General features: G+C 62.2%; 11 protein-coding genes. 4 read left to right on the forward strand and 7 right to left on the reverse strand.

Annotated elements, in window-relative coordinates:
- The first annotated feature begins 26 nt into the window (after positions 1–26).
- From ACF8EA_RS07810 to ACF8EA_RS07820, 3 genes are read left to right on the forward strand one after another with little or no spacing between them, the layout of a single operon-like run.
- Entirely contained in the window at positions 27–986 is a 960-nt protein-coding gene (locus ACF8EA_RS07810; RefSeq protein WP_021783530.1) for an HlyD family secretion protein, read from the forward strand.
- Positions 983–3703 (forward strand): ribosome-associated ATPase/putative transporter RbbA, encoded by a 2721-nt coding sequence (gene rbbA, locus ACF8EA_RS07815; protein WP_392521445.1) that lies wholly within the window; start codon positions 983–985, stop codon positions 3701–3703. Before ACF8EA_RS07810 ends, rbbA begins: the two co-directional genes overlap by 4 nt.
- A 1-nt stretch (position 3704) precedes the next feature.
- Positions 3705–4817 (forward strand): ABC transporter permease, encoded by a 1113-nt coding sequence (locus tag ACF8EA_RS07820; protein WP_101196396.1) that lies wholly within the window; start codon positions 3705–3707, stop codon positions 4815–4817.
- Between the two features lie 180 nt (positions 4818–4997).
- Here ACF8EA_RS07820 and ACF8EA_RS07825 read toward each other — a convergent pair whose 3' ends face one another.
- On the reverse strand, positions 4998–5432 hold the full coding sequence (locus ACF8EA_RS07825) for a type II toxin-antitoxin system PemK/MazF family toxin (protein WP_060489058.1): 435 nt from the start codon (positions 5430–5432) through the stop codon (positions 4998–5000).
- Positions 5433–5595: 163 nt separating this feature from the next.
- Positions 5596–6000, reverse strand: a complete 405-nt coding sequence (locus ACF8EA_RS07830; protein WP_021783527.1) for a flagellar basal body-associated protein FliL — start codon at positions 5998–6000, stop codon at positions 5596–5598.
- A gap of 157 nt (positions 6001–6157) precedes the next feature.
- On the opposite strand from ACF8EA_RS07830, the gene ACF8EA_RS07835 reads away from it, so the two are divergent.
- Positions 6158–7135: an NADPH:quinone oxidoreductase family protein gene (locus ACF8EA_RS07835; RefSeq protein ID WP_392521447.1), complete on the forward strand. Its 978-nt coding sequence runs from the start codon at positions 6158–6160 to the stop codon at positions 7133–7135.
- A gap of 140 nt (positions 7136–7275) precedes the next feature.
- Here ACF8EA_RS07835 and ACF8EA_RS07840 read toward each other — a convergent pair whose 3' ends face one another.
- The 5 genes from ACF8EA_RS07840 to trxA form a co-directional block, all read right to left on the reverse strand.
- Positions 7276–7926 carry a gamma-glutamylcyclotransferase gene (locus ACF8EA_RS07840; protein WP_021783525.1) on the reverse strand — a complete coding sequence of 217 codons (651 nt, stop codon included), beginning with the start codon at positions 7924–7926 and terminating at the stop codon, positions 7276–7278.
- A 246-nt stretch (positions 7927–8172) separates the two neighbouring features.
- Positions 8173–9141: a CDP-6-deoxy-delta-3,4-glucoseen reductase gene (locus ACF8EA_RS07845; protein WP_392521448.1), complete on the reverse strand. Its 969-nt coding sequence runs from the start codon at positions 9139–9141 to the stop codon at positions 8173–8175.
- The gene (ubiD, locus tag ACF8EA_RS07850) at positions 9141–10607 is read right to left on the reverse strand and encodes a 4-hydroxy-3-polyprenylbenzoate decarboxylase (RefSeq protein WP_020192776.1); all 1467 of its coding nucleotides are present in this window, start codon (positions 10605–10607) and stop codon (positions 9141–9143) included. Before ubiD ends, ACF8EA_RS07845 begins: the two co-directional genes overlap by 1 nt.
- 203 nt (positions 10608–10810) lie before the next feature.
- Positions 10811–12070 (reverse strand): transcription termination factor Rho, encoded by a 1260-nt coding sequence (rho, locus tag ACF8EA_RS07855; RefSeq protein ID WP_003253661.1) that lies wholly within the window; start codon positions 12068–12070, stop codon positions 10811–10813.
- Positions 12071–12297: 227 nt separating this feature from the next.
- Positions 12298–12627: a thioredoxin TrxA gene (gene trxA / locus ACF8EA_RS07860; RefSeq protein WP_021783523.1), complete on the reverse strand. Its 330-nt coding sequence runs from the start codon at positions 12625–12627 to the stop codon at positions 12298–12300.
- Between the last annotated feature and the right edge of the window lie 174 nt (positions 12628–12801).

Raw genomic sequence — 12801 nt, forward strand, 5'->3', positions numbered from 1 at the left:
GTGCATGACCGCAAGGATGCAGATCGATGAACCGATACGCCCCTAGAATCTTCGCCACTGCACTGATCGCACTGCTCGTTGCAGCCGGCGGGCTGGGGTACTGGAAGTCGCTCCACGACCAGTTGCCCGAAGGCCTGAGCATGGGCAACGGCCGCCTTGAAGCCACCGAAGTGCAGATCGCCAGCAAGATCCCAGGTCGCCTGGCCGAAGTACTGGTCGATGAAGGCGACAACGTTACCCGTGGTCAGCTACTGGCACGCATCGACACCCGCACGATGGAAGCCCAGCGCAGCCAGGCCGAAGCCGAAGTGCTGCGCGCCCGGGAAAACTACGCCGCCGCCCAGGCCAGCGTGCAACTGCGCCAGAGCGAACTGCTGCTGGCCAGCCAGGAGCTCAAGCGCGTGCGCGAAATTTTCCAGCGCAAGTACGCCAGCCAGCAGTTGCTCGACCAACAGCAGGCGCGCTTTGACACGGCCAACGCAGCAGTAGTCGCTGCCCGCGCCCAACTGGCAGCGATCAAGGCTGCAATCGGCGCCGCCGAAGCTCAAGTGGCACAGCTTACCAGCGAAATCGACGACAGCAGCCTGCGTGCGCCCATCAACGGCATCATCCAGCTGCGCCTGGCCGAACCCGGTGAAGTGCTGGGTGCCGGCGGCCGCGTCCTGATGCTGATCGACCCCAGCGACCAGTACATGAACCTGTACCTGCCGGCGTCCACCAGCGGCCGGCTGACCGTAGGCGATCAGGCGCGCATCGTGCTCGACGCCCTGCCCGAGCGCGCGCTGCCGGCCAAGGTGGCCTTTGTTGCCGCCAAGGCCCAGTTCACCCCCAAACAGGTGGAAACCCGCGACGAACGGCAAAAGCTGGTGTTCCGGGTCAAACTGCGCCTGAGCGACCCGGGCGCCGTGCCGCAAGCCAAACCAGGCATGCCAGGCGCCGGCTATGTACGCACGGCTGAGGTGGACTGGCCGGCCAACCTGCAATGAACGCCCCGGCACTGCTGGCCGAAGGCATCAGCCACCGTTACGGCGACCTCATAGCCCTGCACCCGCTAGGTTTCAGCCTGCCTGTGGGCACCCGCTGCGCGCTGATCGGCCCCGATGGGGCCGGTAAATCGACCCTGCTGGGGTTGATCGCCGGCGTAAAACGCCTGCAGCAGGGAGAGCTGCAGGTGCTGGGCGGCTCGATCCGCCAACGCCGCCATCGCACCGCGCTATACCCCAAAGTAGCGTTCATGCCGCAGGGGCTGGGCAACAACCTGTACCCGGAACTGTCGATCAGCGAGAACATCCGCTTTTTCGCCACCCTGTTCGGGCTGGGCCGCCGCGAGTGTGAGCAGCGCATGGCCAATCTGTTGCAGGCCACCGACCTGCAGCGCTTTGCCCAGCGCCCGGCCGGCAAGCTGTCGGGTGGCATGAAGCAGAAGCTGGGCCTTTGCTGCGCGCTGATCCACGAGCCAGACCTGCTGATCCTGGACGAGCCGACCACCGGCGTCGACCCACTGTCGCGGCGGCGCTTCTGGGAGCTGGTTGAGCAGGTTCGCGCACAACGCCCGCAACTGACCCTGCTGGTGGCTACCGCCTACATGGAAGAAGCCGAACAGTTCGAGCATTGCCTGATGCTCGATGGCGGCCACTTGCTGGCCGCCGGCCCTAGCCACGAACTGGCTGCAGTAACCCCCAGCGGCAAGCTGGATGACGCCTTTACCCACTACCAGGGCGCGGGCAAGGCGCAGCATCAACCACTGGCAATCCCGCCGCGCCAAGCCACGGACGGCCCGGTCGCCATCGAGGCGCACGACCTGACCCTACGCTTTGGCGACTTCACAGCGGTGAACAAGGTCAGTTTCGCCATTGGCCGAGGGGAGATCTTTGGCTTCCTGGGCTCCAACGGTTGCGGCAAGACCACCACCATGAAGGTGCTCACCGGCCTGATGCCGGCCAGCGAGGGCAGCGCTAGCCTGCTGGGTCGCCCAGTGGACGCCAGCGACCTGGCCACACGCAAGCGGGTCGGCTTCATGTCGCAGAGTTTCTCTCTGTATGGCGAGCTCAGCACCCGGCAGAACCTGGCCCTGCATGCCCGCCTGTTCGACTTGCCCAAAGCCGAGAGCGCCCAGCGCATCGATGAGCTGATCGAGCGCTTCGACCTCGCCGCTATCGCAGACCAACCGTCTGGCGCCCTGCCCCTTGGTTTGCGCCAGCGTCTGTCGCTGGCAGTGGCGGTTCTGCATCGCCCGGAAGTCTTGATCCTCGACGAACCGACCTCTGGCGTCGACCCGGCCGCCCGCGACGACTTCTGGCGCCTGCTGGTAGAACTGTCGCGCGAGCAGGGCGTGACCATTTTCCTCTCCACCCACTTCATGAACGAAGCCCAGCGCTGCGATCGTATTTCGCTGATGCACGCTGGGCGGGTGCTGGCCTGCGACACACCCGATGCCCTGCAGCATCAGTACCAGGGCGCCACGCTGGAGGACGCGTTCGTTCGCTGCCTGGAGCAGGCCCAGGAGCTGGCGCCAGCCGCCACCGACAGCAGCGTGCTGGAACAGGCGTCCCCCCCCAGCCTGCCGCTACGCCAGGGTTTCAGCCTGCGCCGCCTGCTGGCAGTGGCCGGCCGTGAGGGCAAGGAGCTGCTGCGCGACAAGGTGCGCCTGGCCTTTGCCTTACTGGGTGCACTGTTCATGATGGTGATCTTCGGCTACGGCATTTCACTGGATGTGGAAAACCTCGCCTTCGCCGTGCACGATCAGGACCAGAGCCCGCAAAGTCGCGCCTACCTCGAAGCCTTCCGTGGCTCACGCTACTTCGCTGAACAAGCGCCAATCCGCGACAGCAGAGAGCTGCACCAACGCCTGCAACGCTCGGAAATCAAACTGGCACTGGAGATTCCGCCCGGCTTTGGCCGCGACCTGTATGCAGGGCGCCAGCCGGTGGTGGCCGCCTGGCTCGACGGTGGCATGCCGTTCCGCGCAGAAACCAGCCGCAACTACGTGGAAGCCGTGCACCAGGCCAACCTGGAGCAACTGGCACAGGCCAGCCCACAACCGCAGCCACGCCAGGACCCGGTGCGCCTGGAAACGCGTTTCCGCTACAACCAGGATGTGGTCAGCGTGAACGCCATCGGCCCTGGCGTAATGGCGCTGATATTGGCCTTCATTCCGGCCATGCTCACTGCGCTGGGCATCGTGCGCGAGAAGGAGCTCGGCTCCATCACCAACTTCTACGCCACACCCCTCACCCGCCTGGAGTTCCTGCTTGGCAAGCAGATGCCCTACCTGGCTGTGAGCCTGGTCAACCTGGCGCTGTTGGTGGCGATGAACCGCTGGCTGTTCGCCGTACCGCTCAAGGGCAGCGTACTGGCCCTGGCGTGTGGCGGCGTAGCCTACCTGCTGGCAACCACCAGCCTGGGCCTGCTGATCTCGGCATTCACCCGCACCCAGATCGCCGCCATTCTCGGCACCATGATCATTACCAGCCTGCCGACCATCCAGTTTTCCGGGCTGATCGTGCCACGTTCGTCGCTAGACGGCGCGGCAGCGGTGATGGGCCAGTTGTTCCCGGCAGGCTACTTCCTCGACATTGCAGTCGGCACCTTCACCAAAGCGTTAGGCCTGCGTGAGTTGTGGCCGCAGTGCCTGATCCTGCTCAGTTTCTTTGCCGCATTCACTGGCCTGAGCCTGGCAATGCTGAAGAAGCAGGAGGCCTGACATGTCGCGCCTGAACCACACCCTGCGCCTGGGCCTGAAAGAACTGACCAGCCTGCGCCATGACAGCGTACTGCTGCTGTTCCTGCTATATGCCTTCAGCGTGGCGATCTACATGCCGGCGGCCGGCTCGGTGATCGGCGTACACAACGCCAGCGTGGCGGTGGTGGATGAAGACCATAGCCTGCTCTCGCGCAAGCTCAGCGAAGCCCTGCAACCCCCCGAGTTCCAGCCAGCCGTGCCGCTGCCCCCGCAGCGCCTGGACCAGGCCATGGACAGCGGCCAGTACACCTTCGTCATCAACGTACCGGTGAACTTCCAGAGCGACCTGCTGGCCGGGCGCTCGCCGGAGCTGCAGATCAACGTCGACGCCACGGCCATGAGCCAAGCATTCATGGGCGCCGGCTACATCGGCCGCATCTTCGAGCGCGAGCTGCTCGACTACAGCCAGCGTGGCAACGTGCAAAGCCCGGTGCTAATCAACCCCAAGGCGCTGTTCAACCCCAACCTGGAGGGGGGCTGGTTTCTGGCAGTGATCCAGATCGTCAACAACATCACCATCCTGGCGATCATCCTCACCGGCACCGCGCTGCTGCGCGAGCGTGAGCACGGCACCCTCGACCACCTGCTGGTGCTGCCGCTGACCGCGCTGGAGATCATGCTGGCCAAGATCGGCAGCAACGCGCTGGTGGTGGTGATCTGCACCTGGATTTCGTTGGTGGTAGTCGTCAAAGGTGCACTGGGCGTGCCGCTTTCTGGCTCGATGGGGCTGTTCCTGGCCGTGACCGCGCTGTACCTGTTCGCCAGCACTGCGCTGGGTATTTTCCTCGCCACCCTGGCGCGCTCGACGCCGCAGTTCGGCTTGCTGGCGATCCCGGTGATCATCCCGATGCTGTTGCTGTCCGGTGGCAGCACACCACTGGACAGCATGCCGCAGTGGCTGCAGTGGGTGATGCAGGGGTCACCCTCAACGCACTTTGTCAGCCTGAGTGCCGCAATCCTGTTCCGGGATGCCGGGTGGGCGGTGGTATGGCCGGATATCCTGGCGCTGACGCTGATCGGCCTGGTGTTCTTCAGCGTGGCCCTCGCGCGGTTCCGCCGTACCCTGGCGTCTTGAAGGCATGCGCGAGCGTCCGCCGAAAGTTGGAAAACTGGCACAAAGACAAAGGGCGCCTTTCGGCGCCCTACTCACAGACAGGTCGACTTGTCATCGCCATATACCTGCCCGGCTCTGTAATTGCTGGTTGAACCAGGATCCTCAGAGTCTTACAAGCCCCTTGCGGGAACAGGCTGATTATCACGCATCGAGCGTAACATTGACAACAGACCGCTCTGTTGCTGGATGTGTGAAACCCAGCGTAAAGCCAACTGCAGCCCTCACGGCGGCGAAATGCTCTGGCCGCATTGTAAAGGTCATGTATTCCCGACCACTTCCTTGCCGCGATTTGACCCGACATCTGTCCAATCTGGAGGTAGCCACCGTGTAGATCATGTCGCACTTGGCCCAGCATGTCAGGGCCGAACCAGGCAGATAACTCGGCAGCACAACGTGATGCCCTGCCATGTGATCCGGTGCAGTGGTACTCAAAGGGACTATCGTCACTAACTGGCGATTTTGACTGTGCTTGCGAAGAACGACCACGGGACGCACCTTGATCATTTCAGGCACTTGAAAGCCTGAAAAGTCGCACATCAGTACAGTCGCCTCTTTCGGCTGGTACTTCAAAGCCATTGCCAACACTCTCGAGCAACTGAAGACAGGGCACAATCTAGCTTGGCCATGGCCCCAAAAACTGAAAACTGGCGGGCTTACAGGAAAGACAGAAGGGTCCTACACACGGGGTAAGCCTGAATTCAATCCGACTTATCAGTGATGGACCTCACACTGTTTCAGGTCACTGCACAATCAGGTTGTTGAACAGCAGGTCCTCAACGATCGGCTTGCCCTCTTCCGCCTCCAGCACCTGCTGCACCTGTTTCAGCGCCTCTTGGCGAAGATGCTCCTTGGCCTCGACGTTGCTCATGCTGTCCACCGTCTGCTGGGTGAACAATGCCACCAGCTGGTTACGGATCAGCGGTTCGTGGTGTTTCACCGTCTTGGCCGCTTCGTCACCCGTCACGCGCAGGGCCACGTCAGCCTTGTACACGCGCAGCCGCGGGCTGCCGTCGAGCGCATAGTTGCCAACAAAGGGCGGGCTCAGACTGATGTAGGCGACCTTGGGCGCCCCTTCCTTGGCTTCTTCGGCCATGGCCGCAGCCGGCAGCAGCAGCGCCAGCACCATCAAGATCCACGCTTTCACGAATTCGCTCCTCAATACAATTGGCGCCAGCTTACCCAGCACACCGCTCAAACCCAAGCCCGGGCTTATGCCGCCCCATCAGGGCGGGCCATGCTCGTTGACCTACCAAGCGGCCCTCCTACACTTATCGGCCACTACCCGCAAAGGAATAGCCCCGATGAAAGCTGTGTTGTGCAAAACCCTGGGTCCAGCGCGCAACCTGGTGCTGGAAGAGGTGGCCAGCCCACTGCCGAAGAAAAACGAGATCCTGTTGGACGTGCACGCTGCCGGGGTCAACTTCCCCGACACCCTGATCATCGAAGGCAAGTACCAGTTCCAGCCACCGCTGCCGTTCTCTCCCGGTGGAGAGGCAGCGGGCGTGGTGGCCGCCATCGGTGAAAAGGCCGGTGCGTTCAAGGTAGGCGACCGGGTCATGGCGCTCACCGGCTGGGGTGCGTTCGCCGAGCAAGTGGCGGTGCCGTTCTATAACGTTCTGCCGATCCCGGCGAGCATGGACTTCACCACCGCTGCGGCCTTCGGCATGACCTACGGCACCTCGATGCACGCCCTGCGCCAGCGTGGCCAGTTGCAGGCAGGCGAGACGCTGCTGGTACTGGGCGCTTCCGGTGGAGTCGGCCTGGCGGCGGTGGAGATCGGCAAGGCCATGGGCGCGCGGGTGATCGCGGCGGCCAGCAGCGCCGAGAAACTGGCCGTGGCCAAGGCTGCCGGGGCGGATGAACTGATCGATTACAGCCAGGCCAACCTGCGCGAAGAAATCAAACGTCTGACCGGCGGCCAAGGCGTGGACGTGATCTACGACCCGGTCGGAGGCGAGCTGTTCGAACAAGCGATGCGCGGGTTGGCATGGAATGGCAGGCTGCTGGTGGTGGGTTTTGCCAGCGGCAGCATTCCACAGCTGGCGGCCAACCTGGTGCTGCTCAAGGGCGCGGCGGTACTGGGCGTGTTCTGGGGGGCATTTGCCCAGCGCCAGCCGAAGGACAATGCCGCCAACTTCCGCCAGCTGTTTGCCTGGCATGCCGAGGGCAAGTTGAAGCCGCTGGTGTCGCAGACTTATCCACTGGAACAAGCCGGGGCTGCTATCGAGAAGCTGGGGCAACGGCAGGCTGTGGGTAAGTTGGTGGTGCTGGCCAGGTAAGGCAGTACCGCGAATACGGTGGTGACGGCAACGGTTAACGGCGGGTGGAATTGGCCGGCAGGCCCGGCCCCTTCGCGGGTAAACCCGCTCCTACAGGCGACCGCGCAGGGTTTACCCGCGAAGAGGCCGGAGCTGGTTGTTCACACTTCGCGCAGATTATGGCAACGCCTGAATCGCGCTTCCAGATTGCGATCGGGCATCTGGTGACTGCGCAGTGCATTCAAGGTCTGCTCGACATAGTCGCGCGTGGTGCCATAACGCCCCTTGGCACTGGCCAGGATCTGGCTGAGCAAAGTATCCGGCAAGTTGCCGGCATAGCACGGCAAATGCCGCTCCAGCACAAAGCCCAAGGCCTGCACCTTGCTACCATCGCCCAGGCGACAGTGGAGCCAGTGTGGCCGGTAGGCCGGATACGGCATCTCGCGCTGCCACAGGGCCATCAGTGAGTCGTCCAGGTTGCGCTCATCCAGCCGGTAGGCAAAACCGCTGCAGGAACCACCTCGGTCCAGGCCAAACACCAGGCCGGGGGTTTCCGGGGTGCCGCGATGTTCATGCGACCACAGGTACAAGCCACGGTGATAACCATGTACCCGCGCGCGCTGACGCTCCACCGAATTGCATTCCGGGCGCCAGATCAACGAGCCATAGGCAAACAGCCACACCGGCCCACCCTGATGCCTGGACATGGTTGTCTTCATGGAGCTGAACAACTGTTCGCGAGTATGTTGCTGACCGAAATCGAGTGCTGGAGGGTATGAAACTTCCCAAGACATACTTTCAAGAGCCGACATAAGCTGCCGCCATTATTCCTGTGAACTACGGAGGTAGCGAGATTCGATTACGCTGCGGCCCGAGGCCGCTTTACCAAGGGCGCTTGCAGTAACCATAGGCCAGAATTACAGGAATACTCAAGCCCTTGAGCACGCGTTTCATGCACGGCTCCGACGACTGGAAAGTACTGCTTCAGCAACGGTGAAAGTTATTGGCCAAGGCGGTAATAATTACCGCCTTATACCCATACTTTCAAACTTCGGTTATTAACCGCGCGGCGCGTAGGCGAACACATCGGCACGCATGCGGTGCGCATCCATACCGGCTTCGACCAGGGCGTCGAGTGTGGCGTAGATCATGTTCGGTGAGCCACTGGCATACACGTGCACGCTATTGAGGTCGGCAATGTCTTCGCATACCGCTTCATGCAGCATGCCGCAGCGGCCTTCCCAGCCGCACAGGTCGCTGACCACTTGATGCAGGAACAGGTTGGGCAGGCGCAGCCATTCGTCCCAGTGCTCGATCTGGTAGAAGTCCTCAGGCCGGCGCACTCCCCAGTACAGGTGCACCGGGTGCTTGAAGCCCTGGGCCCGGCAGTGCTCGACCAGGCTGTGCATCTGGCCCATTCCGGTGCCGGCGGCGATCAGCACCAGCGGCCCGTCTGGCAGCTCGGCCAGGTGGGTGTCGCCAAACGGCAGTTCGATGCGCGCCAGGCCATCTCGCCTGAGCTGGTCGATCAGTTGCACCGCACTGGGTTCACGCGCCAGCACATGCAGCTCCAGCTCGCGCCCGGCATGTGGCGCGGACGCCAGCGAGAAGGCCACCTGCTTGCCGCCCTCACGTTCGATCATCAGGTATTGCCCTGCATGGTAGCGCAGTGGCTTGCCGGCAGGCGCACGCAGGCGCACCCGCCAGACGTCGCCACCGACGTCGACGCACTCACTGACGCTGCACGCCAGCTTGCGCACTGGCAGCTCGCCCAAGGCAAGCACACCGTCCCAGAGCAACACGCAGTCCTCCAGCGGTTCGGCAATGCAGGTGAACAACTCGCCATGGTCGCGGACTTCGCCATCCTGGCGAACCCGTCCTTCAACCAACAACGCGGCGCAAACATGGCAATTGCCATTGCGGCAGCTGTTTGGGCAGTCATAGCCCAGCCGCCGTGCTCCATCCAGGATCCGTTCCCCGGGTTCAAGCGCCAGCACCGCCCCGGACGGCTGCAACGTTACCTGCATCAATCTATTCCCAACTGATCCCACAGCTCATCGATACGGCGGGTGACGGCCTCATCCTTGACGATGACCCGGCCCCATTCGCGTGTAGTCTCGCCCGGCCACTTGTGAGTAGCGTCCAGGCCCATCTTCGAACCCAGCCCCGACACCGGAGACGCAAAGTCCAGGTAGTCGATCGGGGTGTTGTCAATCATTACCGTATCACGCTTGGGGTCCATACGCGTGGTAATGGCCCAGATCACATCGTTCCAGTCACGAGCGTTGATATCGTCATCGGTGACAATAACGAACTTGGTGTACATGAACTGTCGCAGGAACGACCACACACCCAGCATTACGCGCTTGGCGTGGCCTGGGTACTGCTTCTTCATGGTCACCACCGCCATGCGGTACGAGCAGCCTTCCGGCGGCAGGTAGAAGTCGGTGATTTCCGGGAACTGCTTCTGCAGGATCGGCACGAACACTTCGTTCAGCGCCACGCCGAGAATGGCCGGCTCATCTGGCGGCCTGCCGGTGTAGGTGCTGTGGTAGATCGGTTTTTGCCGGTGGGTGATGCGCTCGACGGTGAACACCGGGAAACTGTCCACTTCGTTGTAGTAGCCCGTGTGATCGCCGTACGGGCCTTCCGGGGCCATTTCGCCCGGGTGGATCACCCCTTCCAGAATGATCTCGGCGGTTGCCGGTACCTGCAGGTTGCTGCCGCGGCACTTGACCAGCTCGGTGCGATTGCCTCGTAGCAGGCCGGCGAAGGCGTACTCGGAGAGGGTGTCCGGTACCGGGGTCACGGCGCCGAGAATGGTCGCAGGGTCAGCGCCCAGCGCCACGGCGACCGGAAACGGCTGGCCGGGGTTCTTCTCGCACCACTCTCGGTAGTCGAGGGCGCCGCCACGGTGGCTGAGCCAGCGCATGATCACCTTGTTGCGGCCGATCACCTGCTGGCGGTAGATGCCCAGGTTCTGGCGGTCCTTGTTCGGGCCACGGGTAACGGTGAGGCCCCAGGTAATCAGCGGCGCCACGTCGCCAGGCCAGCAGTGCTGAATCGGCAGGGCGCCGAGGTCGACATCATCCCCCTCGACCACCACTTCCTGGCACACCGCGTCCTTGACCACTTTTGGCGCCATCGACACGACCTTCTTGAAGATCGGCAGCTTCGACCAGGCGTCCTTCAGGCCCTTGGGCGGCTCGGGCTCTTTGAGGAAGGCCAGCAGCTTGCCGATTTCCCGCAATTCGCTGACCGACTCGGCGCCCATGCCCATGGCCACCCGCTCCGGGGTACCGAACAGGTTGCCCAGCACGGGAATGTCGAAGCCGGTGGGCTTTTCGAACAGCAATGCCGGGCCCTTGGCGCGCAGGGTGCGGTCGCAGACCTCGGTCATTTCCAGGACGGGGGAGATCGGTACCTGGATGCGCTTGAGTTCGCCGCGCTGTTCCAGGCCACGGATGAAGTCGCGCAAGTCGCGATACTGCATGCAGGAGCCTCGTGTTGGCCGTATCGGTCGGGGTGCAGAGTGTAGCGCCGTTCGAGGCCTGTTTGGGGGCAAAAATGCACTGGGGCCGCCTTGCGCCCCTTCGCGGGCACGCCCGCCCCCACAAGGATTGTATTTAACCTGTGGGAGCGGGCGTGCCCGCGAAGGGCCGCGAGGCGGCCCCAATTACTGCCTGATCGGGAAGCTTACTTGCGCTTCATCGACAGGAAGAACTCATCGTTGGTCTTGGTCTGCTTGAGCTTGTCGACCAGGAACTCGATGGCGGCGATTTCGTCCATCGGGTGCAGCAGCTTGCGCAGAATCCACATACGCTGCAGTTCGTCGTCAGCGGTCAGCAACTCTTCGCGGCGGGTGCCGGAACGGTTGATGTTGATGGCCGGGAACACGCGCTTCTCGGCGATGCGGCGGTCCAGCGGCAGCTCCATGTTGCCGGTGCCCTTGAACTCTTCGTAGATCACTTCGTCCATCTTCGAGCCGGTTTCAACCAGCGCAGTGGCGATAATGGTCAGCGAGCCGCCCTCCTCGATGTTACGCGCAGCACCGAAGAAGCGCTTGGGCTTCTCGAGGGCGTGAGCGTCGACACCACCGGTCAGCACCTTGCCGGAGCTCGGGATCACGGTGTTGTAGGCACGTGCCAGTCGAGTGATCGAGTCCAGCAAGATAACCACGTCTTTCTTGTGCTCGACCAGGCGCTTGGCCTTCTCGATCACCATTTCGGCAACCTGCACGTGGCGGGTTGGTGGCTCGTCGAAGGTGGAAGCGACCACTTCGCCACGCACGGTGCGCTGCATTTCGGTCACTTCTTCCGGGCGCTCGTCGATCAGCAGGACGATCAGGTGGCACTCGGGGTTGTTGCGGGTGATGTTGGCCGCAATGTTCTGCAGCATGATCGTCTTACCGGCTTTCGGCGGGGCAACGATCAGGCCGCGCTGGCCTTTGCCGATCGGGGCGCACAGGTCGATGACGCGACCGGTCAAGTCCTCGGTGGAGCCGTTACCGGCTTCCATCTTCAGGCGCTTGTTCGGGAACAGCGGCGTCAGGTTTTCGAACAGGATCTTGTTCTTCGCGTTTTCCGGGCGGTCGAAGTTGATGGTATCGACCTTCAGCAGGGCGAAGTAACGCTCCCCTTCCTTCGGTGGGCGGATCTTGCCGACGATGGTGTCGCCGGTACGCAGGTTGAAACGGCGGATCTGGCTGGGCGATACATAGATATCGTCTGGGCCGGCCAGGTAGGACGCATCAGCCGAACGCAGGAAACCGAAACCATCCTGGAGAATCTCCAGCACGCCGTCACCCGAGATCTCTTCGCCGCTTTTCGCATGCTTCTTCAGCAGGGCGAAAATCACGTCCTGTTTGCGCGAACGGGCCATGTTTTCGATGCCCATCTGTTCGGCCATTTCCAAAAGATCGGTAATCGGCTTTTGCTTGAGTTCAGTCAGGTTCATAAGGGGAATGACGTAATCATGTAAGAAGGGAGAATTAAGCTTCTGGCTTAATGAGGCCGCGCCGCTGGATGGCGACAGGATCGCGTACTGATTCGAATTAGGGATGCTTCGGCGACGGCATGTAGAGGGCACTGGAAAAGCAGTGCGAGGCCGAATGTAACACTTGCTTTTTTCTGCGTCTAGTGCTCTGAAAAAGAAAAGCCCCGCATTTGCGGGGCCTTCTCACATCACAGGTGGGCGTCGAGGAATGCGGCCAGCTGCGATTTGGACAGCGCACCAACCTTGGTAGCTTCGACGTTGCCGTTCTTGAACAGCATCAGCGTCGGGATACCACGCACACCGTGCTTGGCCGGGGTTTCCTGGTTCTCGTCGATGTTCAGCTTGGCGACGGTCAGTTTGCCCGCGTAGGTGGAAGCGATGTCGTCCAGAACCGGAGCGATCATCTTGCATGGACCGCACCATTCAGCCCAGTAGTCGACCAGTACCGCGCCTTCGGCCTTCAGGACATCGGCTTCGAAGGAGGCGTCGGTGACATGTTTGATCAGATCGCTGCTCATGGATATCTCCAGGGTCGTAAGCAAAAAACGTGGCCCATGATAGCCGCACCCACGCCGGACAGGAAGCCACGGACGATTGAGTGTAACTATAGTTGCGCAAGAAGCCGCGAATCGAAACTGTCATATGACCGTCATAGAATCGAATGGCACATTGCCTTGCATCAAGGCCAGCAC

This window comes from Pseudomonas sp. YQ_5 (genome assembly GCF_043103305.1).
Classification (GTDB): domain Bacteria; phylum Pseudomonadota; class Gammaproteobacteria; order Pseudomonadales; family Pseudomonadaceae; genus Aquipseudomonas; species Aquipseudomonas putida_Y.